The following is a 25,657-nucleotide window of genomic DNA, read 5'->3' as shown; positions in this document are numbered from 1 at the left end:
ATTCATTTTAGCTCTTTAAGAGTGCATTAAAAACCTTAAAAGAAATGGCAAATAGAATCACATCACTTTTCAATATCAAATATCCAATTATTCAAGCAGGAATGATTTGGAATAGCGGCTGGGAATTAGCATCAGCAGCAAGTAATTCTGGAATATTAGGTTTAATTGGTGCAGGTTCTATGTATCCAGATGTTTTACGAGAACACATTCAGAGATGTAAAGCAGCAACAGACCAACCGTTTGGTGTAAACGTGCCTATGTTGTATCCAAATGTTCAAGAAATAATGGATATCATTGTAGAAGAAGGTGTTAAAATTGTATTTACGTCTGCAGGAAACCCTAAAACATGGACCAAATGGTTACAAGACAAAGGCATTACAGTTGTGCATGTGGTTAGCAGTGTAAAATTCGCTTTAAAGTCAGAGGAAGCTGGAGTAGATGCTATTGTGGCAGAAGGATTTGAAGCCGGAGGACACAACGGAAGAGATGAAACTACAACCTTAACGTTGATTCCAATGGTAAAAGAACAACTACAAATTCCATTAATTGCAGCAGGAGGTATTGCCACAGGAAAAGCTATGTTAGCTTGTATGATTTTAGGAGCAGATGGAGTACAAGTAGGAAGCCGATTTGTTGCTAGTGAAGAGTCTTCTGCACACCAAGAGTTTAAAAAAGTGGTTGTCAATGCTAAAGAAGGTGATACACAACTAACTTTAAAAGAATTGGCACCTGTAAGATTGGTGAAAAATAAATTCTATAATGAATTACAAGAGCTTTATAAAACAAGTCCAACACCAGAACAACTCAAACAATTATTAGGAAGGGCTAGAGCCAAACGAGGCATGTTTGAAGGAGATTTAGAAGATGGGGAATTAGAGATTGGGCAAGTTGCAGGTTTAATTCATAGTGTAAAACCAGTTGCAGAAATTGTAAATGATATGATTACTGAGTTTGAAGACGCAAAAAAGACCGTTGCTTCATTCTAAGAGGTGATAATTGCTGAAATGGCTATCTTATTTTTTTTATATATATTAAACTAAGTTGCTGTTAATTTGGTAGTTAAAGTTGTGTTCTGCTGTGAATAGTGTTAATATATAACCCGGTTTTATGTAAGATGATAATTTATTATACTGCAACATTTTAAAACTTGCTATTTAATCAATTTAGTTGATTAAATAGCTAAATTTACGCTTGCTTAAATTGAAGTATTTAAATAATGAATTTAACCACAGAAAACATATTATTAGTTGGCTCGCTATTACTTTTTATAAGTATCATAGTGGGTAAGACATCTTATAAATTTGGTGTTCCAACACTAATCCTCTTTTTAGCTATCGGAATGTTAGCAGGCTCGGATGGTATTGGAGGTATTCGTTTTGATGATCCTAAATTAGCACAGTTTATAGGTATTGTTTCTCTTAACTTTATATTGTTTTCAGGAGGTTTAGATACCAATTTTAAAGCCATAAAACCCATACTTAGAGAAGGACTTGTTTTATCTACGGTTGGTGTTTTTCTTACGGCAGTTTCATTGGGTACATTTGTTTGGTTTGTTACAGATTTTACTATTTATGAAAGTTTATTACTTGGTTCTATTGTATCGTCTACAGATGCAGCAGCCGTGTTTTCAATCTTACGATCAAAAAATTTAGCTTTAAAAACCAATTTAAGACCAACTTTAGAGTTAGAAAGTGGTAGTAACGACCCTATGGCTTATGTGTTAACGCTTGCTTGTTTAACCTTGGTCATTAATCAAGATCAGAGTATTTTCTCTATGGTTATGATGTTCTTTCAGCAAATGCTTTTAGGAGGTGTCTTAGGTTTTGCTTTTGGTAATTTGAGTAAGATTATTATTAATAAAATTAAACTAAGTTTTGAAGGACTTTATCCTGTTTTAGTTATTGCATTAATGTTTATTACGTTTTCTGCAACAGACTTTGTTGGTGGTAATGGGTTTCTTGCCATATATATATGTGCTGTTTATTTAGGAAACCAAGATTTAATACATAAATCTACAATTCTAAAAATGTTTGACGGAATAGCGTGGTTAATGCAAATTGTTTTATTCCTTACACTGGGTTTACTTGTTTTTCCTTCTCAAATTATACCTTATATGGGAATAGGACTGCTTATTTCTATATTTCTTATAGTAGTGGCGAGACCAATAAGTGTATTTATAAGCTTAATGTTTTTTAAAATGAAACTTAAGAGACGTTTCTATATTTCTTGGGTTGGTTTGCGAGGTGCAGTTCCTATTGTGTTTGCAACATATCCGCTTCTCGCAGGTATTGATAAAGCAAATATGATTTTTAATATTGTGTTTTTTATATCTGTTACGTCAGTTTTAATTCAAGGAACAACTTTATCTCTTTTTGCAAAATGGTTAAATGTTGCATTGCCTGAAAAAGCAAAACCTATAGCAGAAAATGATAGGTATATTTTAAATTTACCAAAATCGGCAATGGAAGAAGTATTTATCGCTCCAAATAGTTTTGCTGTAGATAAAAGAATCATAGATTTGCATTTTCCAAGATCAGCATTTATTATAATGATTAAACGAGATAATAAATTTGTTAGACCAGGTGGTTCAACTGTTGTTGAAGCTAATGATATACTTGTGGTCTTGTTAGATAATGAAGATAGCTTAAACGAAGTGAATAGTGTACTTGATCAAAATTCTATAACTTAAAATGAGAAATACACCTCAAATATTAAGGGTATTATTACTTATTTCAATCTATTGTTTTGGTATTTGTGTTTCTGCACAAACATTACCAAAATCCAATACGCAAGCTTTTGTACAAAATAATGGAAAAGAGGATTATCTCACAACGTCTTCTGTTAGACATTTCCTTCATACACAACAATCTGAGGTTTCAGTTTCTGTCTTATCAGAATATGCAGAACCAAATTATAAATTACCTTTTCAAGGCTTTGCAGTAATTTCATTTTCAAATGAATTACTATTTAATGCGAAGTTTAAACAATACGATAATCACTTCAATACCCTTTTGATTAGGCAAAGAAAGTCTGATCTTATTTTTCCTTTCCATAATTTTTGGTAATCTATGTTTTTTAGTCACTACGCTCACGTGTAGTCATAATTAACGTATTAATATGTCGTGGCTGTCCACTTCATACAGAAATCATTATATCAAAAATTTAAAAAAACATAACAATGGATTTAGGAATAACTATCATAGGAACTATCTGTGTTGCACTTTGTGCAATACCTTTTATAATAACTAACAGAACTAGAGCTAAAAAGAAAAAGGAATTACTATTAGCGCTTAGAAATGTAGCAGAACAACATCAAGGTAAAGTAACAGAATACGAGATCTGCGGAAATTATGCTATAGGCGTAGATAAGGTGAAAAATACGGTTTCTTTTGTCTCAAGTAAAGACGATGTATTAGAGTCTCAATTTGCAGACCTTACAACAATTAGAAATTGTGAAATTGTAAAAAACACAAGGTTAAATGCTAATAAAAGTGAAGTCATTGACCAACTCAGTTTAAAACTTACTGCAGCAAATACAAATGAGTCTAATATTATTTTAGAGTTTTATAATGCACAAGTTAGTTTTCAGTTCAGTGGGGAAATAGCATCAATAGAAAAATGGAATAAATTAATTAATGGTCTGTTGACCAATATGGTAAAGTAAGAATTTTATTTAAATTGTGCATAAGCTATGGTAAGTGTTATCTGCTATAGCTTATGCACTTTATTGTTAGTCATATTTGGAATATATCTTTATGATTAATGATATAAACTAACTCCAATCTGCTATTTTTGTATAGAACAGTAAATTAATGCATCACATTATGAAAAAAGTAATAGGTTTAATAATAGTTCTTTTTTGTTTTTATTCTTGTAATGAAACGTTAGGTAATGATGAGCATGAAAAAATTGACTGGAGTGAGAGAGAAGCCTCTATTCAACCGATAGATTCTTTAATTTCAGGGAAATCTTATTTATCTGTTTACTCTCAGATTTATAGTTATTCGCAGCATAAAACCTATAACCTTACTGCGATGATAAGTATTAGAAATACAAGTATTAAAGATAGTCTCTATTTATTTAATGTTAATTATTACGATACCCACGGAACATTATTAAAAGCTTATATTGATAAGCCTGTATATTTATCTCCAATGGAAACTATAGATATTGTTATTAATGAAGTTGATGTTGCTGGTGGTACAGGAGGTAATTTTATTTTTGATTGGAAAACTCCAAAAGCCTCTCCTGAGCCTATTTTTGAAGGAGTAATGACATCTACATCTGGTCAGCAAGGCTTATCGTTTCTAACACACGCAACTAGAATCGATTAATTTCACTTTGTTTTAGAGTTCTATTTTAAACTCTTATGCTTTCTATTATTTAGCAAATATTTCATTATTAAAACTAAATGGAAGTAGTACTTTTGCACCATGGTTTTAAGCAATTACACTAAAGAATTTAGATATAATCTCAAACTCGCATCACCTGTGATGTTGGGTATGCTTGGGCATACTTTTGTGAGTTTTATAGATAATATTATGGTTGGGCAATTAGGTGCTACAGAATTAGCGGCTGTGTCCTTAGGTAATAGTTTTATTTTTATTGCAATGTCTATTGGTATTGGTTTTTCTACAGCCATTACACCTTTAGTAGCAGAAGCAGATACTGAGAATAACTTTCAAAAAGGTAAGTCAGTTTTTAAACATGGCCTTTTTCTTTGTACAGTTTTAGGATTAGTTCTATTTGCCATGTTGTTATTTGCAAAGCCATTAATGTATGTTATGGATCAGCCAGAAGCAGTGGTAGATCTTGCCATTCCGTATTTAGATTTGGTGGCATTTTCATTGGTTCCTTTGATTGTTTTTCAGGCATTTAAGCAGTTTAGTGATGGTTTATCGCTAACAAAATATCCTATGTATGCAACTATTGTGGCTAATCTGCTCAACGTTGCTATTAACTATGTATTAATTTTTGGGAAGTTTGGTTGTCCAGAAATGGGAATTGTAGGAGCCGCAGTGGGAACTTTAGTTTCTCGTTTTGTTATGGTAGCTTACTTATGGTGGTTACTCGCAAAACGTGAGAAATCGAAACCTTATGTTACTAATATTAAATTCTTTGAATTAAAAAAATATCCCATTAAAAAAATAAGTCATTTAGGATTACCAAGTGCCATGCAAATGTTTTTCGAAGTTGGTATTTTTACAGCAGCTATTTGGTTAAGTGGTACGTTAGGTGCTAATGCACAAGCAGCAAATCAAATAGCACTTAACTTATCTTCTATGACCTTTATGGTGGCTACAGGATTAAGTGTAGCTGCGATGATTAGAGTTGGTAATCAAAAAGGGCTTAAAGATTTTAAATCACTTAAGCGTATTGCAGAATCTATATTTTTTGTCGGTTTTATTTTTGCCGTTGTTTTTGCTTTGTTTTTTGTGATATTTCATCAATTTCTTCCGGACATGTATGTAGATTTAGATGATCCAGAGAATGCAGTAGATACTGCAGAAGTAGTTAAAATAGCAGCAACACTCTTGCTCGCTGCAGCGGTTTTTCAAATTAGTGATAGTCTTCAGGTTATTGCTCTTGGAGCTCTAAGAGGACTTCAAGATGTAAAAATACCAACTATAATTACATTTATTTCGTATTGGGTTGTTGGTTTTCCTATTAGTTATTTTTTAGGTAAAGAAGACGTTTATGGTAGTCTTGGTATTTGGGTAGGACTCATTGCAGGATTAACTGTAGCTGCAATTTTGCTTTTTATTAGATTTAATATCCTTACCAAAAAACTTATTGCAAAAGCAGTAAATTAATAGATGTGTTTGTTCAGTTTTCGATAGTTTAATATAAGTCGAAGAGCTCATTCAAATTCTATATATTTGTAACTTAAATTAAACAGAACTTAGAGCGTAACGCTTCCAACTTCAAACTTATAAAATGGAACTACCAAAATTTATACTTGGCGACAATACAGATTATCCAAATGCGATTTTCATAATACATACAGAATTCCCTCGTTTTATTATTAATTTAGAGAACGATGAGGTAGAATGGTTTGAAGAATTCGATGAGCATGATGAAAAGGAATTAGAAACAGAAACTGAAAACTATATTCAACAAGCTACAGATTTTTACGATAGAGAAGTGGCTAGATACGACGATTAATGCTAGATCAATTGTTAGAATACGATAAAGAACTTTTTTTATATCTTAATAATTTAGGTTCGGAATCTTGGGATGGTTTATGGCTTGCTATAACGCATGAGTTTACGTTTGCTCCATTATATGCTATTTTACTATTTTTAATCTATAAAAAAATGGGTTGGAAAGCGTTGCTACTTATGGTTTTTGTTATTGCAGCCATGATAACCTTCACAGACCAAATCACCAATCTTTTTAAACATACCATACAACGACCAAGACCATGTAGAGCAGAAGGTGTCATGGATTTAACACGCTTTATAGCGCCACGATGTGGGAAATATGGTTTTTTCTCTGGGCATTCTTCAAACTCAATGGCTGCAGCTATTTTTGCAGGCTTGTTACTAAAACCTTATTATAAAAACTTAATCTACCTATTATTAATTTGGAGTTTAATTGTAGCTTATAGTCGTATTTATGTAGGTGTACATTATCCTTTAGATTTACTTTGTGGTTTAACCTTTGGAGCTTTAGCAGGATTCGGATTTTATAAATTCAATAGCTATTTATTGAAACGATTTATTTCAAACTAAGTTTATAGAGTTTATTTACCAATCTGGATTTATAGGCACTTTTAGAAAAATTCAAATCATAAGTATCTATAAATTCAATATTATAAAATTTAGAAAGTTCAATAATATCTTCAGGTTTAGTTTTTGAAGTTAATAACCTGAATTCTTTTTCCTTTGGGATAATAATACCGTCATCAGTCTTAATATTAAGAATTTTATCTCCATAATTGTAGATGCCTTCAGGTGATATGCCATCTAAAGAATATAGAGCAATGTTATCTCCTGATAGTTCAGAAAGTGGTTTGTATCCTGCTTGACCTTGAATTTTAGCCAATGGCAATGCAAAAAGACCAATACTTAACATAAATGCGATAACAAGATAAAACACCACTTTAATGTTTTTTGCTTTTAAATGTTTGAAGATGAAAAATCCTAAAACGACTAATACAATACTCGAAATTAAAAATCTAGCGAGAACAACCCCTGTTAAAAACGGACCAAAAGAGAAACCAATAATCCAAAAAGCAATTGCAATACAGCCTATTAATCCAAATTGAAAGTATACAGGAATAGTTTCTTTTTTATCTTTTAAATTCTTGAATTCCCGAATTAAATACTCCATGTAAAAGCCAATATTAATAGCTAGAGGAATAAGAACTGGCATTAAATATCGTGATTTTTTCTCAGGAATAACTGATAATAAAATCACAGCAAAAATGGTCCAAAAGAAACTAAATCGGTAAGCTTTTAGGTTTGAAACTCTTGTTTTTAAATAAGGATATAACAAACTGATAAATGCAGGAACTGTCCATAAGCCACTCTGAATAAAGAAGCTCCAGTAGTAATAAAATGGTCTCACATTATAACTACTCCAATTTGAAGTTTCACGTTCTGCTATAGCGGCAAAGGTTTCAGGATCTGCAACACGAACATGAAGATACCACCAAGAACCAATAACAAGACCAAAGATTAGAAGGCTTAATAACTTTAAAAAATGTAAGATTCCACCTTTAAATTTGAAAGCAATACTATAAGCAATTATAAAAGGTAAGAATAGAACATATAGAGACACAGGACCTTTAGATAAGACAGATCCAGCCAAAAATAATACGAATAATAACGATCTTAGAATAGACGTTTTTTCGTTTTGAAACATTAGAAATAACTGATAAATTGCCATTAGCATTAAACCATGTGTGTAGATATCCCATGGAGCTTCTACGATAATGCCAATAACATAAAACGACGTTAATGCAATGAAGCCATTAATTAGGCTATGTGATTTTGTTAAGTCTAATTTCTTAGATAATAAGTAAGTAGAAATACCAATACTAGCCAAAAAGAGTAATGCAGGCCAACGTAAAGCTAAAACAGATTTAATACCAAATACGTAACCAAAAGCAGCAGTAAACCAAGTTGGTAGAGGCGGTTTTTGATAACGTGCTTCGCCGTTCATAGTGGTTAAAATCCAATTATTATCGGTAAGCATTTCTCTAGCTGAAATAAAATTTCGTGCTTCCATAATTGTAACAGGAATAGCGTCAATAGTAAAACCAAGCATCACAATTACAAAAAGTAATAAACTTAGAATAGGATACTTTTCAATAAGCTTAATCATTTGTTTGTCTAATTAAATAAGCGTTTCGAGCATAGATTACTAAGCCAAATAAATGGCCAACAAATAGCACAGGATCTTTTCTAATAATGGCATAAATCAAGATTAAGCCAGCTCCAATTAAGCTTAATACCCAAAATCCCATAGGTAAAGTAGATTCTTTATGACGTTCAGAATGTATCCATTGATATACAAATCGCAACGTAAAAATTATTTGAGCCACAATACCTAAGATCAATAACCAAAACGGAATATCAGCATTAGAAAAAAGTAAATCGACATCTATCTTATTGTTATTGTAATAAAATACAACGATTAAAATTGGAGCAACAAAGAGTAAATATTGAATGATTTTTGGGAATTTTTGCCACTGTCCTTGAAGTTGTAAATTCCGGATATAAATAAAGTAAGTTAAACTCTGACCTAGCATAATGGCAAAATCTAAGCGTAAATAACCATAAATAAATAATAGGAATGACGCGATTAAACTTAGCGTCCAAAATGTTTTTGGTGTAATTACTTTACGTTGCTTTTCTGATGTAATCCATTGAATAATAAGCCTAGAAGAAAATAAAATCTGGGCTAAAAATCCGATGCTGTAAATAATCCAGTCTTTCAAATTATAGGATGTCTTTACTCGTTTTTGCTACGTCGTAATTAATGTACTTCTTCTTCATCCATAAATAGGCAAAACAGTCCATTAATGGTCCCAAAAGTCTATTCCATACTCCAAATTTTGCAGTACCAGCCATTCTAGGAAAATGCTGAACTGTAATTTGTGTTACACGTCCGTTTTGAAGCATAATCATTGCTGGTAAAAAACGGTGTAATCCTCTAAACATTGGGATGCGTTTAGCGTATTCTGTTTTAATGACTTTAAGCGGACAACCGGTATCATCCATGCCATCGTGTGTAAAAGCACGTCTTATGCCATTGGCAATTTTAGAAGACATATTTTTTACAAAAGAATCTTTTCTATTAGAGCGTACTCCTGTAACTAATTCATAAGAACCAATATGGTCTAAAAGGATATTAAAATCTTCAGGAGCTGTTTGTAAGTCAGAATCAATATAGCCAACCAATTCTGTATCTACGTAGTCAAAACCAGCTTTTATAGCAGCACTTAAACCTCGATTTTCCTTAAAAGAAATAAACTGGAAAGCCGTGTTGCGCTTGCAAATGTCTTCAATTAACGTTTGACTCTTATCACTAGAACCATCATTAACAAAAAGAATAGAAGTAGCAACTTTAGCTATTTTAATATAGCTAGAAAGTTCTGTTTCTACACGTTCTAAATTTTCCTCTTCATTATAAACGGGAACTATGATTGTAAATTGATATGTCATGCACTTATTACTTAATCGGTACAAAAATATCGTTTTTTTGTGAGACCTAAAGATTAATGATTTTATTTCGTCGAATCCATTTTTAGGCGTGCGAACACTGATGCCAATACTTAGTTCAGCTTATTTCATTTATTAAAATTGAAAAAATAAAACTAAGGGTTATGAGTTTGCTGGAGTAATGATTTCTATTGGTACTTCAATAAAGATATTATCCCAAGCCATGGTTAATTTTAAGTTTCCTGTTTTATTATCAAAAGCAATAGTGAATTTTTCAACAGTTTCGTCTAATTTTTGAGCAGGAACTTTTAGTTCTATTGCATCGTAATTAGGATCCCACATGGCTTCCATTTTTTCGTTAACTCCCCAATCATATTGTTTTGAGTTAAACATCACTTTCCAAGAATCTTTCATTGGTACTGTCCAAATCGTATATTTTCCTTTTGGCAATTCTAAACCATCGATAATTAATGTTTGGTTAGTTTCAAAAGTTGTAGCTTCATTGGCACCTGTTCTCCATACTTTATCAAATGGTACAAGTGCACCAAAAACGTCACGATCTCGTTTAGAAGGTCTGTTGTATTCTACTTTAATTTTTAAATCGTTGAGTGCAATTTCTGCCGAATCTTTGGGACTTAAACGTGGTGAAAAAATATTTTCTACAAATACAGAATATAAAAGTAAGCCTAAGGCTAATATGGTTAAGATAATAAGAAGGCGTTTTAACATAATTGTTAAGCTTAAAATATTTTAGGTTAAAGAATTAATTGCAAACTTATGCATTCAAGATTTAAAGATAATTCAAATCACTAACTTTATAGATATCAAACGTTGAATTTTAAGTATTTCTTATCATTTGAAAGTTTTTATTCAAATTTTGCAACACTTCCAATTTTGTGTCGTCTTTAAGATGTAACCAATCAAAAAAACAAAATCAAAATCAGCACGTTTCAAATTCATATTGTTGAAAAATGCAAGCAAAACGATAGGCAAGCGCAAATGCAATTGTACAATCAATATTGCAATGGCATGCTTACAGTTGCATTTCGTTTTGTAAAAGACACGATGGAAGCTGAAGATATTGTTCAAGAAGCATTTATAAAAGCGTTTTCAAAATTAGAACAATATAAAGCTGAAGTCAGTTTTGGAGCGTGGTTAAAACGTATTGTAATTAACAAATGTATTGATGTTTTAAAAGCGAAGCGCCAACGCATAGTAGAATTAGAAGAACACCATCTTAATGTTGTAGATAAGGATAACGATGACGATTGGCTAATAGACGATATCATTACTATTACAGATGTGAAAATGGCTATAGATTTGCTTCCCGAAAAGTATAAATATGTGGTCATGCTATATTTAATAGAAGGTTATGATCATCAGGAAATTTCAGAGATTTTAAATATTTCTGAAGTGGCATCACGAACACAGCTATCAAGAGGCAAACAAAAATTGAAAACCGAATTAAAATTAGAGAAGAATGGCACAAGATCTTAGACATTTGTTTGAAGAAGACCCGAAAGATCAAAATACAAAAATGTCTCATGACCATGAGGCACGTTTTCTTCAAAAACTGGAAAAAGAATTTCCTAAAAAACAAAACAGAACACAGCGATTTCGTTTGTTAAATATCGCAGCAAGTGTCATTGTATTATTAGGATTGAGTTATGGAGCATTTCAGTTTTTTCAGTCGCCAGTAAATCAAGTGGAACCTATTAAAGTAGTGGATACTCAGAAGGATTTAAAAACGTTAGGCGATGTTTCGCCAGATCTTAAAAAGGTTGAGGACTATTATTTAGCAAGTATCAATTTAGAATTATCTAAAGTACAGTTAACAATTGAGAATAAAGAATTGTTTGATGGTTACGTGCTTAGACTAAAAGAATTAAATGAAGAATATAATAAATTAACGATAGAATTAAACGATAATGGACCTAATGAAGACACGCTTAATGCCTTAATCGATAATCTAAAATTTAGGCTCAATCTCGTGATGCGTCTTAAAGAAAAGCTTCAAGAATTTAGTGACTATTCATTAGAACAAGAACAGATGTAATCAATCAATCAATCAAAAAACGAACAGATTTTACTCCGCTAGACAGGGTATTTCTAAAAATCAAAAAATCATGAACAAAATTAGAATTTTAGTGTTGTGCCTTATAACCACAATGGGTTATGCACAGAAAAAAATGAGTAAAACATCACAATCTATTAAAGTGAGTAAAGATGTTGTTGTAGAATTAAATACTAGCTATGTAGAAATTGAAATAGACACATGGAATAAAGATGTTGTAGAAGTTGAAGCTTATATAGAAGGCCAAAAATTATCTGAAGACGAATTAAAACAAGCCTTAAACGTCTGGAATCTTAATGTCATAGGTTCTAACGATAAAGTTATTATTTCGTCCGAAGGAGGACGAAGTGTAGGATTTTTAAATATAGGAGATTACACAACGGTATTGCAAAATTTAGAATTTAATTTGGCAGATTTACCCGAAATGCCAACAATGCCAGAATTGCCTATGATGCCTGGTATGCCACAATTGCCAGCAATGCCAATTATGCCAGAATTACCTGAGTTACCAAAAGGTGTAACCACTATTGATTTTGATTATGATAGATACCAAGAAGAAGGTGAAACGTATTTAACCGAATGGAGTAAAAAGTACGAAAAGAAAGGTGGTAAAGAATTTCAAAAACGAATGGAAGAATGGGCTCGGAAATTTGCAGATTCTGGTTACCAAGAAAAAATAGAAAAATGGGGCAAAGAATATGGCAAACGTTTTGATGGCAAATGGGCAAAAGACATGGAGAAATGGGGAGAAGATTTAGGTGAGAAGTTTGGTGAAGATTGGTCTAAAAAGATGGAAGATTGGGGAGAACGGTTTAGCAAAGAGATGGAAAGTAAAGCTAAAGTGATAGAATACCGCGCAGAAGCTATGGAGAAAAGAGTAGAGGCATTAGCAGAACGAAAAGAAGAGCGTAATGACATGTTACTTAAAAAGCGAGAAGAACGAAGACAAGCACTTGAAGAACGAGAAGCTTTATTACAAAATAGAAAAGAGTCTAGGTTATCTACTTACTCAGAGTCTAATGGTAATAATAAAGTCAGAAAAGTGATTAAAATTAAAATCCCTAAAAAGGCAAAACTTAAAATGAATGTAAGACATGGAGAGTTAAAGATTGTCTCAGCATTACATAATGCAAAAGGAGATATATCACACTCATTTTTAGTAGCAGAACACATTAATGGAAGCGAGACTTCCATTAATGTGTCTTATTCTCCTGTGGTTATAAACACTTGGGATGTTGGGACGCTTAATCTTAATTTTGTAGACAAAGCCCAAATAAAAACGGCTAAGAATTTAGTACTCAATTCTAAATCGTCTAATATTAATATTGAAAACTTAACAGACACAGGGATTATTGATGGTAGTTTTGGAGACCTTACGATTTCTAACCTTCCTGAATCTTTTAAAAACCTGAATTTGGTTTTAGAAAATAGCGATGCCCTTATTAATTTACCAAAAAATATAGATTACACGCTTTATTTTAAAGGTAATCGCTCCAAGTATAACAATAAAGTAACTACACAGAAAACGATTCGTAATTATCCTGAAGGACAAAGTTCTAATCGTAATATTATGGTAAATGCTAAGTTTAGTAATGTGATTATTAATTAAGATGGTATTGTAATGTTAGGTTGAGTTCAAACTAAAATTATAACTCTTAATTTGAATTTATTATAAAGCCTTCTCTTTATTTTTTCTCTCCGTTTTCCATAAAATAGATTCGTATTTTTATGGAAATTTTGTTTTATGTCTATTTCCAATGTCGAGGTCTTTTTAAAATCACTTCAAGTGAATTCGTTGTTTGATGCAAGGATAAAATCTCTAGATTTTATTCCTATTGATTTATCAATTCATAACACTAAATTACAGGCTGTAAATGTCTCGTCTTCTCCAAATTTAGAGCAATTCATCTGGAACCATATAAACACTAATAATGCTAAAGTCGCTTTTGGAGGTTACCTAGAAAAACGTGGTATTTACCAACGCAGTGATTATTTTAACCAACAGAATTTAGAAACAGAACGCAATATCCATCTCGGATTAGATTTATGGATTGAAGCCAATACACCAATTTTTGCTCCCTTATCAGGACTAATTCAAAGTTTTAAAAACAACAAGAATTATGGAGATTATGGACCAACGATAATTATAAAACATAATATTCAGGGATTTGAGTTTTACACGCTTTATGGTCATTTAAGTTTAGCGTCTTTAGAAAATTTAAAAGTAGGAGTAGAAGTAAAGCAAGGACAACAAATAGCGACATTAGGAACCGCTGAGGTGAATGGCGATTATCCTCCACATTTACATTTTCAAATCATAAAAGATATGCAAGTTTATTTAGGTGACTATCCTGGTGTCTCTAATAGCATAGATTTAGAATTTTATAAACAAAACTGTCCAGATCCTAATTTACTCTTGAAACTCTACTAAACTTAGTGGTTCTTTTCGGTAGACTTATAAATCCATTCTGCAATAAAACATAAACTAATAATTGCCATAGATACGAGGACTCCTGTGAGGTTAGATTTAAGCTGTTGGTTAATTAAAATCACCAAAGCCAAAACACATAATACAACACCAAGTATCGGAATTATTTTATTGCTTCCAGTGTCTTTTGCGCATTTAATACCAACAAAGTTAACAATGCCAAATATGAGTATAAAACCAACACTCCCTGCTGTAGAGATACTTTCTAAATCTAAAACATTTACTAAAACTAATGTTGCTAAAGCTGTGACGAGTAGACCTATCGGCTGATTCCAGAGTTTAGAGGTAAAATGATGTGGCAGTTCATCATCTTCAGCAATTTCAAAATTCACACGACTGCCTCCATATAAGGAGGCATTTATCGCAGAAAATGTTGAAATTAAAGCTGCAATAGTAATAATAGTAAATCCTATTTTACCAAGCATTGGCTTAGCAGCTTCGGCCAAAACATAATCTTCTGCGGTGGCAATGGTATCAAAAGGTAATGAGCCAACAGTAACAAAAGCAATTACAATATAAAGGATAATTACAAAAATCACGGAGTAATAATAAGCACGCGGAATATTTTTTTCAGGATTTTCAATATCTGGAGCAGCATTGGCAATGAGTTCAAAACCTTCATAAGCTACAAAAATGACCATACCTGCAGCAAATAATTGTACCGGAGATTCCCAATTAGAAAGTGCCAATTGAGACACATTTGGGTTTCCAATAAGTCCGTAAGCACCAATACCAATAAATCCTATAAGAATAATGAGTTTTATAATTACCGCATAAGATTCTATTTTACCAACAATAGCAATGCTATAATAATTAATAGCTGTTGCTAAGATGATAATAGTAGTGGCATAAATATGAAAATCTACCGTTTTGTTCTGTGTAATTTCAAACAAATTAGGAGCGTAAGATCCAAAAGCAGAGGCGTATAAAGAGAGCATAATGATATAACTTACCCAAAGCAAATTATTAATAGCTCCACTAAATATTGAAATTCCAAAACCTTGGTTAATAAATTTCACGGTTCCACCGCGATCAGGATATTTTTGAGACAATTTCACATAACTATAAGATGTAATTAAAGCCAAAATACCAGCAAATAAAAACGCAAGAGGTGTTCCGCCTTGGGCAATGGAAACAGCCAAACCCAATACAGCAAAAATTCCGCCTCCAACCATGCCTCCAATACCTATGGAAATCGCTTCTTTTAAACTTATTTTGTCGGCCATTTTAATGTGTCTCTCAGTTTTTAATGAATTTTGGTCTCAGTCATTAAAAATACAATTTTTGAGTTAATAGTTAAAAACCACTTCATATGAATTTTCGTAAGTATGATTATGAGAATTAGATGTATATATGTTGCTTTTTTTATGTCGATTTCAGGTGTGTTATTTGCTCAAAAAATAGATAATACAGCGTCATTTCGGAATATAGAAAAGGAGAGTTATTTTAGGTTTCATTATGATAATGATTATTTCGCTGCTACAGATGAGAACTATACGCAAGGTTATAGTTTTGAATTGGTTTTGCCAAGTTTAGAAAAGAATCCTGTTAATTACGTTTTTTTTAAACCAAAAGAGTCGACTACAAAATACGGATTGGCTATAGAGCATATTGGTTATACTCCAAACGATTATGTGAGTGAAGCTATACAATATGGTGATCGGCCTTTTTCTTCTGCGATTATGTTAAAGAGTTTTACCATAGCAACCAACTTTAGCCGTAAAACAAGAATATCACAAATACTGAGTCTGGGATTAATTGGATCTGGAGCATTTGGAAAGGAAATGCAAGTTGGTATTCATGAAGTTACAGGAAATAAAATTCCAGGAGGTTGGGATAATCAGATTAAAAATGATGTGGTATTTAATTATAGAATCGATTTTGAAAAACAACTTTTTAATTTGAATAATACTTTTGACTTGCAAGCACAAACAACATTGCAGTTAGGAACCTTATTTACAAATGCTTCTATAGGTTTTAATGGTCGGTTAGGACTTTTTAATTCGGCATTCTCTTCTCTACAAAATAAAAGGAAGTTTCAAATTTACGTTTATGCACAACCTATTTTAAGTGTTATAGGTTATGATGCGACTTTGCAAGGAGGATTGTTTAACGATAAAAGTCCTTATACAATTGCATCGCGAGGAATAGAACGTTTTACAACACAATACAATTATGGTGTCGTTGTAAAAACCAAAACACTTTATTTTGAATATACCAGATCTGCTATCACCAAAGAATTTAAATCAGGTTCTGCTGCAAAATGGGGAGGTATTCGGATTGGGTTTACATTTTAATTAGATATCAGAAACTTTAATCTGTTTTGATGCTAATTGACGTCCTAATAAGAAACCTATAATAACCAATATACCATCAGTAAGCGTAAACCATAATTCTTTTGGTAACATTATAATATTAAAAAAGGTAGCGGCAAGCATTAGTGCACCAACAATATAGGTTGGTATCATGCTTTTTTTAGAAATTTTAGCAGCGACAAACATACCAGTTACAATTCCAAAGAAATGAGCAAGAACAACAAATAGTTTAGATCCTATTGGTATTTGATTCATGTTGGTTTTTAACCATTCCATATCCATAGGATTTGCTCCTTCAGGTAAAGGAAATAGATTTTGTCCAATAAGCGATTCAAAAATATAAACCGTTAGAGATGCTATAACAAAACCTACGATCGTTGCTAATACGTTTTTCATGTGTTTAAGGTACTAAAATAAAAAATAAGTTTGATTAGGTGTTTTTGGTTTGGATGTGTGCTGTGGTCAATTCCGTTAATTTTGATTATTTATAGGAATTGTAAAGAGAACTATTATAGCAAAAATACTTATTCCTCACAAGCAGCCTGAATGTTTTTGTTTTTCCACTGAATCCAATATTCTTGTAAACCTTCTGCTGTAGATTTTAAAGTGCTAATGTCTAATTGATGATTTGGTAACAACACATTTTTCAGTTGAGCTTTACGTTGTGATAGAGCAGGAGTGTGATTCCAACCACCAACATGGTCAAAAGACGTGTAAGCCTCGCACTTTGCTTTAACAGTTATAAAAGGAATAGATAGACTATAAGTTACGTTTCCTGACCCCATACCTTCAGTAGTCATTTTTATTTTTGTAAAATCTACTTTAGCGTAGTTGCCAGATGTATAAAGTGCTTTTAATTGGTCGCCAACTGCTGCAGACATTTGGTTAGAAAATTGGTGTGCGATATCTTCACCTTTTATAAATTCTTTGCCAACATATGTGCCTTGGCATTGTTTTTTAGTGCAAGTTATTTGGTTTTGTTCTGTGGAGTTGATAAGGGTTTCTTCTTTCTGTTTTTTACAGCTCGTGAGACTTACGGTTAATAGTATTGCGGCTATGTATATCAACATAAGATGTATAGATTTTATGAATGACATTGGTTAACACTTTAAGCATTCCGTAATATCGAAATAGAACGTTATAAACTCGGCTTTATCCTCTAAAGGAATAAGCATTTTAAATCTATCTATTTTTTTATCCTTATGACTTAAAAGATTTTGTTCAACTTGTTGCCAGATTATATTTTTATAAATTGCATAATATTTTAAGTAAACATATTCAACTTCGACATAATCGTTCATTTCGGTTCTTTCAATAATTATTGGGTTTTCAATAGAAAGACCATCTCCTCCTTTTATTGGAAAATCAATATTGAATTCTTCCTTAAATTGTTCTTTTAAATTCATGTTTTGTTTCTGTAGGCTTTTTCTTTTAGTGTATATACAGATAAAATTCCTTAGAAATATTTAATTCTATTTCTTTTCATCTGACAATGGCGAAATCATAATATGTGCTCTATGTGTGCCAGGGTTCATAATCCAAGGATGATTTGAGGCTGCAGGAGATTCTGGTAAACCTGTAGATTCAGATGTTGCCCAAGGCATATAGACTACATATCGTAGTTTTGCTTCTTTTACTTTTGATGTTTCGGGATCGTAGTCTGTTTTTGGTCCAGAGTAGATATGTAATGTTGCACCTGAGGTGATTTTTAATTTACCTGCTTTCATTTCTTCTTCTCGGATGTCAAAAATTTCTTGATGTTTCTTTCCTTCTGCTTTTAAGGCTCTTCCTCTTGCCATAAAAGGATCTAGGTCTTTATGGTAGCATGCAGCACTAAATCCGTTTTTATTAGGGTCATCTGCAAGCACAATAAATTCATTATCTCCTTCTTTTAAGGTCACAAATTCACCTGCCATATTATAGCCAATCACTTTACATCCTGCTCTACTTGCTTCAGGAGCTGCCATCAATGCAGTGGTGATTAGTGCTTCATCTGTATCAATAGGTTTTAATGGTGTGTTGCTCTCCGTTGAAGTCGTTTTTACTTCGGTATCCATTTTGGTGGAATCCTCTGATGTTGTTTTTGTTTTATCTGTTGAATTACATGATACTAATAATCCTGTAAAAATAAACGCTGTGATGAGGTGTTTCATGAATTGGTGTTTAATGTTTTTAAAGTTACTAAAATCTGATGAAATTTAGGGATTTGAGAATCTATGATTATTATACGTGATGTTTTTCCTAGTTTCTTGATACATTCCAACAAAAAAAATCAGAATACTGGAAGTGACGTTAGGCATATAACATAAAAAATCCCGATGGTTACATCAGGATTTTTAGAATTTATAAAAGAGGTTTCTGCTTTCGCAAGAGTTTGTATTATTCAACAAGTACCCATTCTCCTTTTGCAATTAAAGGAAGAGCTTGTTTATATTTTACGTCTTTAGCTTCTCCGCTCATTACGTGTTTAATCGTCACTTTATCATTACGTCCAATTTTTGGTTGGTCTCTAACAATAGTTTCAACCACTTGTTGTTGGCGTGATGCACCTTCACCAGCTTGTCTACTTTGAGAAGAACGCTCATCTAAATTTTGAATCTCATCTTTTTGAGTTTCTAATTTTTCTTGCTTACGTTGTTTTGCTTCTTGAATGGTATCTGCTGTTTCTTGTGGAATTTCACCTTTAAATAAGAATGAAATTACATCTTTATTCACTTGGTCAATCATAGCTTTAAACAGCTCAAAAGACTCAAACTTATAAATTAACAACGGGTCTTTTTGTTCATGAACCGCTAACTGAACAGATTGTTTTAATTCGTCCATTTTACGTAAATGTACTTTCCAAGCATCATCTACAATGGCTAATGTAATGTTTTTTTCAAAATCATTAATTAACTGCGTTCCTTTAGTTTCGTAAGCTTTTTCTAAGTCGGTTACAACTTGTAAATTCTTAACACCATCTGAAAAAGGTACTACGATACGCTTAAATTTATCACGTTGTGTATCATAAACATTTTCAATAATAGGAAATGCTAAATCTGCAGCACGTTGCATTTTTTCGCGGTAATGCTTAAAGGCCGCTTTGTAAATGATTCCTGCAATTTCTGTTGGATTCTTTTTTCCGAATTCTGCTTCAGAAATAGGTGATGCCATTGAGAAATAACGAATCAATTCAAACTCAAAGTTCTTAAAGTCGTTTGCGTTTTTATTACTTTCTGCAATACCTTCAGAGGTATCAAAAATCATGTTGGCTAAATCGACTCTTAAACGTTCTCCATGTAATGCGTTACGACGACGTTTGTAAATTACTTCACGTTGTGCATTCATCACATCATCATATTCTAATAAACGTTTACGAACACCAAAGTTATTCTCTTCAACTTTTTTCTGTGCACGTTCAATAGACTTAGAAATCATGCCGTGTTGTATCACTTCACCTTCTTTAAGTCCCATTCTATCCATCATCTTAGCAATACGCTCAGAACCAAATAAACGCATCAAGTTATCTTCTAAAGACACATAGAATTGTGAACTTCCTGGATCTCCTTGACGACCTGCTCTACCACGTAACTGTCTATCTACACGACGAGAATCATGACGCTCTGTACCAACGATGGCTAAACCACCTGCTGCTTTTACTTCTTCACTTAATTTAATATCGGTACCACGACCAGCCATGTTGGTGGCAATAGTTACTTGACCAGCATTACCAGCTTGTGCTACAATATCTGCTTCTTTTTTATGTTGTTTCGCGTTTAAGACGTTATGATCTATTTTACGAACACTTAATAATTTGCCTAAAAGTTCTGAAATCTCAACGTTAGTAGTACCAATTAAAACGGGGCGTCCTGCTTGAGATAAAGCTGTAACTTCATCGATAACAGCATTGTATTTTTCACGTTTCGTTTTGTAAACTAAATCGTCTCTATCATCTCTAGCGATTGGTCTGTTGGTTGGAATCTCAACCACATCTAATTTGTAGATTTCCCAAAGTTCGCCAGCTTCTGTAACCGCTGTACCTGTCATACCAGACAGTTTACGGTACATTCTAAAGTAATTCTGAAGGGTTACTGTTGCAAAAGTTTGCGTAGCAGCTTCAATCTTTACACTTTCCTTAGCCTCAATCGCTTGGTGAAGTCCGTCAGAATAACGACGACCATCCATAATACGACCTGTTTGCTCATCTACAATCATAACTTTGTTGTCCATTACAACATACTGATTGTCTTTTTCGAATAAGGCGTAAGCTTTTAATAATTGGTTAAGTGTATGAATACGTTCTGACTTTACATTAAAGTCTCTAAACAATTCTTCTTTAAGGTCTGCTTCTTCTTCAGATGATAAACCTTTATCTTCAATCTTAGCAATTTCAATTCCCATTTCTGGCATGACGAAGAAATCAGGATCATCTTTACCTGAAAGAAACTCAACACCTTTGTCAGATAATTCAACCTGATTGTTTTTTTCATCAATAACATAATAGAGTTCCTCATCTACCTTAGGCATCTCTCTATTGTTGTCTTGCATATAGTAATTTTCCGTTTTTTGAAGTAATTGTTTTACTCCTTCTTCAGATAAAAACTTAATTAAGGCTTTATTCTTAGGAATACCTCTGTAAGCTCTTAATAATTGAAAACCACCTTCTTTAGTATCACCAGCTGCAATTAACTTTTTTGCTTCGGCTAAAACACCAACTAAATATTTACGTTGTACTTCTTCAATGGCATTAACCTTTGGTTTTAAAGCATCAAATTCGTGCTCGTCTCCTCTTGGTACAGGGCCAGAAATAATTAATGGTGTACGTGCATCATCTACTAATACAGAATCGACCTCATCTACAATTGCATAGTGATGTGGACGTTGTACTAAATCGTCTGGCGAATGTGCCATGTTATCACGTAAGTAATCAAAACCGAACTCGTTATTTGTTCCGTATGTAATATCTGCGTTATAGGCTTTACGACGTGCATCAGAGTTTGGTGTGTGGTAATCGATACAATCGATACTCATACCGTGAAACTGAAAAATTGGTGCCATCCAAGCACTATCTCGTTTTGCTAAGTAATCATTTACTGTTACTAAGTGAACACCTTTACCTGCCAATGCATTTAAATACACAGGAAGCGTTGCTACCAACGTTTTACCTTCACCAGTTTGCATTTCTGCAATTTTACCTTGGTGCATAGCGATACCACCAATCAGTTGCACATCATAATGAATCATGTCCCAAGTAATAGGTTTACCTGCAGCATCCCAAGAATTTGACCAAACAGCTTGATCTCCATCTAGAGTTACATAATCATTATCACCAGAAATTTCACGGTCAAAAGCATTTGCTGTTACCGGAATTTGTGTGTTGTGTACAAAACGTTTTGCCGTTTCTTTAACCACAGCAAACGCTTCAGGTAGAATATCATTTAAGACACCTTCAGTAACTTCGTAGATCTGGTCGTCTATTTTATCGACTTCAAGATACATGTCTTCACGTTCGTCAATATCTTCTGTTACTTGCGCTTTAGCTAAAAGATCTTCTTTTTTAGTTTGAAGCGGTAATCTAGCTTCAGCAATTTTTGCTTTAAACTCAGCCGTTTTTGCTCTAAGCTCGTCATGAGATAATGCTTCAAGAGCTTTCTCAAACGTTTTTATTTTTTCAACAATAGGTTTAATACTTCCAACGTCTTGTTTGGATTTATCTCCAACAAAAACTTTAAGTACTTTATCTAAAAATGTCATATTTGTATGTTTGTAACAGATTGATTTTGGTCAATCTTTTTTTGTTAATTTCAGTTAGTTAGTTTAATTGCTATTTACAATTTTGTGTTATTAATAATTGATTAGCTCACATAAAAACACACCTAAAGTCCCTTCGAAGGGGACCGCTAAAAATGTATCCGAAAATAAAAAAAGTCTCTTAGGTTTAAAAACGCAAGAGACTTTTTTGTGATAATTTTATATGTTAGTATTCATCCTCATTCCAGAGATAATCTTCGTCAGTTGGATAATCTGGCCAAATTTCTTCAATAGAGTCGTAAGAATCTCCTTCGTCTTCAATTGCTTGTAAATTTTCAACAACTTCTAATGGTGCTCCTGTTCTAATTGCGTAGTCAATAAGCTCATCTTTGGTTGCTGGCCAAGGCGCATCACTTAAATAAGATGCTAATTCTAATGTCCAATACATAATTGCGTGTGTAATTTAATTTTTGCAAAAATAATTTTTTAGTTGAACAATCCAAGAAAAAATCAAATTAATTAGCTTGTAATTATATAAATTAATTTATCGGTCTCGCTGAACATTTATATTTAGTTGGTTTGAATCAATCAAATTTCACTTATAAATGTTTAATCATTAATAAAAAGAACGTATAATCTTCAACTTTTATTTCGGGTTAAATTTTTGCGATTTTAATCCTGAGCTTTTAAAGCTAAGTGTTTGTTAATTCGAATGAATTTAACTTATGATTCTTTATTAGGAATCCACTTAATCTCATCAGCTTGCAAATCATGTGACAACTTCCGTGCCAATACAAAAAGGTAGTCAGATAGTCTATTGATATACATTAGAGTTTCGGGTTGGAATGGTTCTAACTCATTAAGGTGCGACGCCAAACGCTCTGCTCTACGGCAAACTGTGCGTGCAATGTGACAGAATGACACGGTTGTGTGACCTCCAGGCAATACAAAGTGCGTCATTGGTGGAAGGCTATCTTCCATAAGATCCATTGCTTTTTCTAATTTCTCAATATCTTCGTTTGAAATCTTTGGAATATTAAGACGTGCTTTTCCGTTTTTTAATTGTGCTTTTTCGGGATCTGTAGCTAAAATGGCGCCGACGGTAAATAACCGATCTTGAATGTCCATCAACGTGTTTTTATATAATTGATCAATTTCTTGATCTCTAATGAGTCCAATATGAGAGTTAAGCTCGTCTATAGTTCCGTAACTTTCTATTCTTATATGATGCTTAGGAACACGTGTACCACCGAAAAGTGCGGTTGTTCCTTTGTCTCCTGTTTTTGTGTATACTTTCATGTTTCAAAGTTAAGAGTTATGAATTGAAAGTTAAACGTTATGAGTTAAAAGTTGATAAACAAAAAGACGTAAAGTACCAAAGTTGAGCTTGATTGTAAAAAAAATATTCGTTATTGTGAGATTGTAAAATATGGGATTATTTTAATTCTTTCAAATAAAAAAACAACGATAATCCACCAAGAAATATACCAGCGGGTTGTAACATTGAAAATAACATAACTAATTCATTAGAATTAATTGAATTGTAAATTGTGAACATTATAAATATTATACCAATTACTGAAATTGCAATTGAAAAGAATCGAATAGCATGAAAAGCAAGGTTGTAAATTGGGTTTTTAGTTCCTATAAATTTCAGTTGATATCTCGGTACATAGCCTATGAACCAATACATCATGTGATATCCTATGTTTATTACAAATAAAAGATTGAAGTCTTGCTTTATTATATATAAAAGAATAGAAAAGATGAGATTAAAAAATCCTATTATATAATACGATTTTTTAATCATTAAACGTATCACTTTCAATAACACCATCGCGTAAACGAATAACACGTTTGGCATGTGCAGCAATATCTTCTTCGTGAGTTACCATAATAACTGTATTTCCTGATTTATGGATTTCATCGAAAAGCGCCATAATTTCGGTTCCTGTTTTAGAATCTAGATTCCCTGTAGGCTCATCTGCTAAGATAATAGAAGGTTTGTTTACTAAAGCACGACCAACAGCCACACGTTGTCTTTGTCCACCAGAAAGTTGATTGGGTTTATGGTCCATTCTATCTGCAAGTCCAACATCAGTTAAAACTTCTGTAGCGCGCATATTACGATCTTTTTTATTGGCACCAGCATAAATCATTGGTAACGCAACATTATCTAATGCCGTTGTTCTTGGTAAAAGATTAAACGTTTGAAAAACAAAACCTATTTCTTTATTTCTAATTTCGGCAAGATCGTCGTCAGACATTTGGCTAACATCATTTCCGTTAAGATTATAAGACCCAGCTGTTGGTGTGTCTAAACAGCCTAGTAAATTCATTAAAGTAGATTTACCAGATCCAGAAGGTCCCATTATGGCAACATATTCGCCACGCTTAATGTCTAAATCGATGCCTTTTAAAACATGAACAATTTCTTGTCCTAATTTAAAATCTCTAATGATATTTCTAATCTCAATGACGTTGCCGCTCATAGTTTAAAAGTGTTTGTGTGCTTATATCTTTTGCAAGATAAATTAAAAAAGCATAATTGAGTTCTATTTAAAAATCAGTTCATTAAATAAGACGCTAAAGTTAAGCCTTTGTTACATTCTAATTTTAAAATGTTCTTTTGCTTGTTCTCTTCTGAAAAATACGAAGCCTAAATTAAAGCCATCTACAGTTACCGTTACGGACTTGTGATTTTTGATGTACTCCCAAGCTTCAGTCATGCCTTTAGACCAATATATATCATCGAATACAAAAATGGTTTCATTGTGAATCTTAGGTAATAAGGCTTCAAAATATTGGATGGTTGCGGTTTTGTTATGATGACCATCGAAAAAAATGAAATCAAATTTGTCGTCTTTTAATAATGAAATCGTATCTGAGAAATGACCAGTTTTAAATTCAATGTTCTTTACTTCTTTGTTTTCTAGTTTTGATTTTGCAAATGCCGACGTATTAGGACAGCCTTCAATCGTTGTGATTTTATTTGATGAATTAGCTAGAGAAAGCGCATAAGTTCCCATACCTAAAGATGTACCTAATTCTAAACTGTTTTTAAATTTGAAGTATTTTGACAGTCTGTATAAAAGTTGTGTATCTTTTTTAGAACTACTAGAGGTTTTAACCATTTTACCAACGCTTCGTTGGTTAGCATCTAAAGTTTTGGAGCCTTCACCTAAATCTGTGATTTGTAAAATGGTATCTGAGCTTAATAACTCTTTTTTATAGTGATTAAGTTTGTTGTAAGCTTCATAAGCAGTCTTGTCATACAGGCATTTGGTTACAAAATTATAGACAAAAGGGGAGTGGACTCCATGTTGGTTAGAGGCCTGAGTTAAGAATTTTATGTAGGCTATTATTGGGTACACTTTAT

The 25,657-nt window shown here is 32.6% G+C and carries 28 protein-coding genes; 13 read left to right on the top strand and 15 right to left on the bottom strand.

Going from position 1 to position 25,657, the window contains the following annotated elements:
• The first annotated feature begins 44 nt into the window (after nucleotides 1-44).
• The 8 genes from HM981_RS07650 to HM981_RS07615 all read left to right on the top strand — a co-directional run bounded on the left by HM981_RS07650 (nucleotide 45) and on the right by HM981_RS07615 (nucleotide 6,734).
• On the top strand, nucleotides 45-986 hold the full coding sequence (locus HM981_RS07650) for an NAD(P)H-dependent flavin oxidoreductase (RefSeq protein WP_179338134.1): 942 nt from the start codon (nucleotides 45-47) through the stop codon (nucleotides 984-986).
• Between the two features lie 230 nt (nucleotides 987-1,216).
• A complete protein-coding gene (locus HM981_RS07645) occupies nucleotides 1,217-2,689 on the top strand; it encodes a potassium/proton antiporter (RefSeq protein ID WP_179338132.1) in 1,473 nt (490 codons plus the stop codon).
• Nucleotide 2,690: 1 nt separating this feature from the next.
• Nucleotides 2,691-3,065 carry a hypothetical protein gene (locus HM981_RS07640; RefSeq protein ID WP_179338130.1) on the top strand — a complete coding sequence of 125 codons (375 nt, stop codon included), beginning with the start codon at nucleotides 2,691-2,693 and terminating at the stop codon, nucleotides 3,063-3,065.
• Between the two features lie 113 nt (nucleotides 3,066-3,178).
• Nucleotides 3,179-3,664, top strand: a complete 486-nt coding sequence (locus HM981_RS07635) for a hypothetical protein (protein WP_179338128.1) — start codon at nucleotides 3,179-3,181, stop codon at nucleotides 3,662-3,664.
• A 160-nt stretch (nucleotides 3,665-3,824) separates the two neighbouring features.
• Entirely contained in the window at nucleotides 3,825-4,334 is a 510-nt protein-coding gene (locus tag HM981_RS07630; protein WP_179338126.1) for a DUF3124 domain-containing protein, read from the top strand.
• A gap of 99 nt (nucleotides 4,335-4,433) precedes the next feature.
• Nucleotides 4,434-5,813 (top strand): MATE family efflux transporter, encoded by a 1,380-nt coding sequence (locus tag HM981_RS07625; RefSeq protein ID WP_179338124.1) that lies wholly within the window; start codon nucleotides 4,434-4,436, stop codon nucleotides 5,811-5,813.
• A gap of 124 nt (nucleotides 5,814-5,937) precedes the next feature.
• Entirely contained in the window at nucleotides 5,938-6,165 is a 228-nt protein-coding gene (locus HM981_RS07620) for a hypothetical protein (RefSeq protein ID WP_179338122.1), read from the top strand.
• Nucleotides 6,165-6,734 carry a phosphatase PAP2 family protein gene (locus tag HM981_RS07615; protein WP_179338120.1) on the top strand — a complete coding sequence of 190 codons (570 nt, stop codon included), beginning with the start codon at nucleotides 6,165-6,167 and terminating at the stop codon, nucleotides 6,732-6,734. Before HM981_RS07620 ends, HM981_RS07615 begins: the two co-directional genes overlap by 1 nt.
• Here HM981_RS07615 and HM981_RS07610 read toward each other — a convergent pair.
• The 4 genes from HM981_RS07610 to HM981_RS07595 all read right to left on the bottom strand — a co-directional run bounded on the left by HM981_RS07610 (nucleotide 6,721) and on the right by HM981_RS07595 (nucleotide 10,400).
• Nucleotides 6,721-8,331 (bottom strand): ArnT family glycosyltransferase, encoded by a 1,611-nt coding sequence (locus HM981_RS07610; protein ID WP_179338118.1) that lies wholly within the window; start codon nucleotides 8,329-8,331, stop codon nucleotides 6,721-6,723. The genes HM981_RS07615 and HM981_RS07610 overlap by 14 nt on opposite strands.
• Nucleotides 8,324-8,947: a lipid-A-disaccharide synthase N-terminal domain-containing protein gene (locus HM981_RS07605; protein WP_179338116.1), complete on the bottom strand. Its 624-nt coding sequence runs from the start codon at nucleotides 8,945-8,947 to the stop codon at nucleotides 8,324-8,326. Before HM981_RS07605 ends, HM981_RS07610 begins: the two co-directional genes overlap by 8 nt.
• A 1-nt stretch (nucleotide 8,948) precedes the next feature.
• Nucleotides 8,949-9,674: a glycosyltransferase gene (locus HM981_RS07600; protein ID WP_179338115.1), complete on the bottom strand. Its 726-nt coding sequence runs from the start codon at nucleotides 9,672-9,674 to the stop codon at nucleotides 8,949-8,951.
• A gap of 159 nt (nucleotides 9,675-9,833) precedes the next feature.
• Nucleotides 9,834-10,400 (bottom strand): DUF2911 domain-containing protein, encoded by a 567-nt coding sequence (locus tag HM981_RS07595; RefSeq protein WP_179338113.1) that lies wholly within the window; start codon nucleotides 10,398-10,400, stop codon nucleotides 9,834-9,836.
• A gap of 270 nt (nucleotides 10,401-10,670) precedes the next feature.
• Here HM981_RS07595 and HM981_RS07590 point away from each other — a divergent pair, with 270 nt between their 5' ends.
• The 4 genes from HM981_RS07590 (at nucleotide 10,671) to HM981_RS07575 (ending at nucleotide 14,176) form a co-directional block, all read left to right on the top strand.
• A complete protein-coding gene (locus HM981_RS07590) occupies nucleotides 10,671-11,168 on the top strand; it encodes an RNA polymerase sigma factor (protein WP_218846335.1) in 498 nt (165 codons plus the stop codon).
• Nucleotides 11,152-11,727: a hypothetical protein gene (locus HM981_RS07585; protein WP_179338111.1), complete on the top strand. Its 576-nt coding sequence runs from the start codon at nucleotides 11,152-11,154 to the stop codon at nucleotides 11,725-11,727. Before HM981_RS07590 ends, HM981_RS07585 begins: the two co-directional genes overlap by 17 nt.
• Before the next feature lie 70 nt (nucleotides 11,728-11,797).
• On the top strand, nucleotides 11,798-13,354 hold the full coding sequence (locus HM981_RS07580) for a hypothetical protein (protein WP_179338109.1): 1,557 nt from the start codon (nucleotides 11,798-11,800) through the stop codon (nucleotides 13,352-13,354).
• Between the two features lie 135 nt (nucleotides 13,355-13,489).
• Nucleotides 13,490-14,176, top strand: a complete 687-nt coding sequence (locus tag HM981_RS07575; protein WP_179338107.1) for a peptidoglycan DD-metalloendopeptidase family protein — start codon at nucleotides 13,490-13,492, stop codon at nucleotides 14,174-14,176.
• Between the two features lie 2 nt (nucleotides 14,177-14,178).
• Here HM981_RS07575 and HM981_RS07570 read toward each other — a convergent pair whose 3' ends face one another.
• On the bottom strand, nucleotides 14,179-15,459 hold the full coding sequence (locus HM981_RS07570) for an APC family permease (RefSeq protein WP_179338105.1): 1,281 nt from the start codon (nucleotides 15,457-15,459) through the stop codon (nucleotides 14,179-14,181).
• A 141-nt stretch (nucleotides 15,460-15,600) separates the two neighbouring features.
• Here HM981_RS07570 and HM981_RS07565 point away from each other — a divergent pair, with 141 nt between their 5' ends.
• Nucleotides 15,601-16,530, top strand: coding sequence for a lipid A deacylase LpxR family protein (locus tag HM981_RS07565; RefSeq protein ID WP_246286179.1), 930 nt, complete (start codon nucleotides 15,601-15,603; stop codon nucleotides 16,528-16,530).
• On the opposite strand, the gene HM981_RS07560 is transcribed toward HM981_RS07565, so the two are convergent.
• The 10 genes from HM981_RS07560 to HM981_RS07515 form a co-directional block, all read right to left on the bottom strand.
• Complete coding sequence (locus HM981_RS07560) at nucleotides 16,531-16,944, bottom strand: hypothetical protein (protein ID WP_179338102.1); 414 nt, start codon at nucleotides 16,942-16,944, stop codon at nucleotides 16,531-16,533.
• A 128-nt stretch (nucleotides 16,945-17,072) separates the two neighbouring features.
• Nucleotides 17,073-17,645 carry a hypothetical protein gene (locus HM981_RS07555; protein WP_179338100.1) on the bottom strand — a complete coding sequence of 191 codons (573 nt, stop codon included), beginning with the start codon at nucleotides 17,643-17,645 and terminating at the stop codon, nucleotides 17,073-17,075.
• Nucleotides 17,646-17,648: 3 nt separating this feature from the next.
• On the bottom strand, nucleotides 17,649-17,954 hold the full coding sequence (locus HM981_RS07550; protein WP_179338098.1) for a hypothetical protein: 306 nt from the start codon (nucleotides 17,952-17,954) through the stop codon (nucleotides 17,649-17,651).
• A 66-nt stretch (nucleotides 17,955-18,020) separates the two neighbouring features.
• Nucleotides 18,021-18,701, bottom strand: a complete 681-nt coding sequence (locus tag HM981_RS07545; RefSeq protein ID WP_179338096.1) for a hypothetical protein — start codon at nucleotides 18,699-18,701, stop codon at nucleotides 18,021-18,023.
• Nucleotides 18,702-18,927: 226 nt separating this feature from the next.
• Nucleotides 18,928-22,281, bottom strand: coding sequence for a preprotein translocase subunit SecA (secA, locus tag HM981_RS07540; protein ID WP_179338094.1), 3,354 nt, complete (start codon nucleotides 22,279-22,281; stop codon nucleotides 18,928-18,930).
• A gap of 223 nt (nucleotides 22,282-22,504) precedes the next feature.
• Entirely contained in the window at nucleotides 22,505-22,726 is a 222-nt protein-coding gene (locus tag HM981_RS07535; RefSeq protein ID WP_008272287.1) for a DUF2795 domain-containing protein, read from the bottom strand.
• 275 nt (nucleotides 22,727-23,001) lie between these two features.
• Entirely contained in the window at nucleotides 23,002-23,577 is a 576-nt protein-coding gene (locus HM981_RS07530) for a cob(I)yrinic acid a,c-diamide adenosyltransferase (RefSeq protein ID WP_179338092.1), read from the bottom strand.
• Between the two features lie 136 nt (nucleotides 23,578-23,713).
• A complete protein-coding gene (locus tag HM981_RS07525; RefSeq protein ID WP_179338090.1) occupies nucleotides 23,714-23,974 on the bottom strand; it encodes a hypothetical protein in 261 nt (86 codons plus the stop codon).
• Between the two features lie 106 nt (nucleotides 23,975-24,080).
• Nucleotides 24,081-24,770: an ABC transporter ATP-binding protein gene (locus HM981_RS07520; protein WP_179338088.1), complete on the bottom strand. Its 690-nt coding sequence runs from the start codon at nucleotides 24,768-24,770 to the stop codon at nucleotides 24,081-24,083.
• A gap of 111 nt (nucleotides 24,771-24,881) precedes the next feature.
• Complete coding sequence (locus HM981_RS07515) at nucleotides 24,882-25,652, bottom strand: class I SAM-dependent methyltransferase (RefSeq protein ID WP_179338086.1); 771 nt, start codon at nucleotides 25,650-25,652, stop codon at nucleotides 24,882-24,884.
• Between the last annotated feature and the right edge of the window lie 5 nt (nucleotides 25,653-25,657).

This window comes from Winogradskyella ludwigii (genome assembly GCF_013403985.1).
Lineage (GTDB): Bacteria > Bacteroidota > Bacteroidia > Flavobacteriales > Flavobacteriaceae > Winogradskyella > Winogradskyella ludwigii.
Note: the sequence above shows the minus strand (reverse complement) of the source record. Positions and strands in the feature narration are given on the sequence as shown.

Excerpts from the sequence above, each read along its gene's own strand:
- HM981_RS07570 (WP_179338105.1), bottom strand. The coding sequence starts at position 15,459 with ATGGCCGACAAAATAAGTTTAAAAGAAGCGATTTCCATAGGTATTGGA.
- HM981_RS07645 (WP_179338132.1), top strand. The coding sequence starts at position 1,217 with ATGAATTTAACCACAGAAAACATATTATTAGTTGGCTCGCTATTACTT.
- HM981_RS07650 (WP_179338134.1), top strand. The coding sequence starts at position 45 with ATGGCAAATAGAATCACATCACTTTTCAATATCAAATATCCAATTATT.
- HM981_RS07520 (WP_179338088.1), bottom strand. The coding sequence starts at position 24,770 with ATGAGCGGCAACGTCATTGAGATTAGAAATATCATTAGAGATTTTAAA.
- HM981_RS07600 (WP_179338115.1), bottom strand. The coding sequence starts at position 9,674 with ATGACATATCAATTTACAATCATAGTTCCCGTTTATAATGAAGAGGAA.
- HM981_RS07525 (WP_179338090.1), bottom strand. The coding sequence starts at position 23,974 with ATGATGTATTGGTTCATAGGCTATGTACCGAGATATCAACTGAAATTT.
- HM981_RS07550 (WP_179338098.1), bottom strand. The coding sequence starts at position 17,954 with ATGAATTTAAAAGAACAATTTAAGGAAGAATTCAATATTGATTTTCCA.
- HM981_RS07635 (WP_179338128.1), top strand. The coding sequence starts at position 3,179 with ATGGATTTAGGAATAACTATCATAGGAACTATCTGTGTTGCACTTTGT.
- HM981_RS07560 (WP_179338102.1), bottom strand. The coding sequence starts at position 16,944 with ATGAAAAACGTATTAGCAACGATCGTAGGTTTTGTTATAGCATCTCTA.
- HM981_RS07625 (WP_179338124.1), top strand. The coding sequence starts at position 4,434 with ATGGTTTTAAGCAATTACACTAAAGAATTTAGATATAATCTCAAACTC.
- HM981_RS07610 (WP_179338118.1), bottom strand. The coding sequence starts at position 8,331 with ATGATTAAGCTTATTGAAAAGTATCCTATTCTAAGTTTATTACTTTTT.
- HM981_RS07530 (WP_179338092.1), bottom strand. The coding sequence starts at position 23,577 with ATGAAAGTATACACAAAAACAGGAGACAAAGGAACAACCGCACTTTTC.
- HM981_RS07620 (WP_179338122.1), top strand. The coding sequence starts at position 5,938 with ATGGAACTACCAAAATTTATACTTGGCGACAATACAGATTATCCAAAT.
- HM981_RS07565 (WP_246286179.1), top strand. The coding sequence starts at position 15,601 with ATGTCGATTTCAGGTGTGTTATTTGCTCAAAAAATAGATAATACAGCG.
- HM981_RS07630 (WP_179338126.1), top strand. The coding sequence starts at position 3,825 with ATGAAAAAAGTAATAGGTTTAATAATAGTTCTTTTTTGTTTTTATTCT.
- HM981_RS07615 (WP_179338120.1), top strand. The coding sequence starts at position 6,165 with ATGCTAGATCAATTGTTAGAATACGATAAAGAACTTTTTTTATATCTT.
- HM981_RS07595 (WP_179338113.1), bottom strand. The coding sequence starts at position 10,400 with ATGTTAAAACGCCTTCTTATTATCTTAACCATATTAGCCTTAGGCTTA.
- HM981_RS07555 (WP_179338100.1), bottom strand. The coding sequence starts at position 17,645 with ATGTCATTCATAAAATCTATACATCTTATGTTGATATACATAGCCGCA.
- HM981_RS07640 (WP_179338130.1), top strand. The coding sequence starts at position 2,691 with ATGAGAAATACACCTCAAATATTAAGGGTATTATTACTTATTTCAATC.
- HM981_RS07535 (WP_008272287.1), bottom strand. The coding sequence starts at position 22,726 with ATGTATTGGACATTAGAATTAGCATCTTATTTAAGTGATGCGCCTTGG.
- HM981_RS07585 (WP_179338111.1), top strand. The coding sequence starts at position 11,152 with ATGGCACAAGATCTTAGACATTTGTTTGAAGAAGACCCGAAAGATCAA.
- HM981_RS07580 (WP_179338109.1), top strand. The coding sequence starts at position 11,798 with ATGAACAAAATTAGAATTTTAGTGTTGTGCCTTATAACCACAATGGGT.
- HM981_RS07590 (WP_218846335.1), top strand. The coding sequence starts at position 10,671 with ATGCAATTGTACAATCAATATTGCAATGGCATGCTTACAGTTGCATTT.
- HM981_RS07575 (WP_179338107.1), top strand. The coding sequence starts at position 13,490 with ATGTCTATTTCCAATGTCGAGGTCTTTTTAAAATCACTTCAAGTGAAT.
- HM981_RS07545 (WP_179338096.1), bottom strand. The coding sequence starts at position 18,701 with ATGAAACACCTCATCACAGCGTTTATTTTTACAGGATTATTAGTATCA.
- secA (WP_179338094.1), bottom strand. The coding sequence starts at position 22,281 with ATGACATTTTTAGATAAAGTACTTAAAGTTTTTGTTGGAGATAAATCC.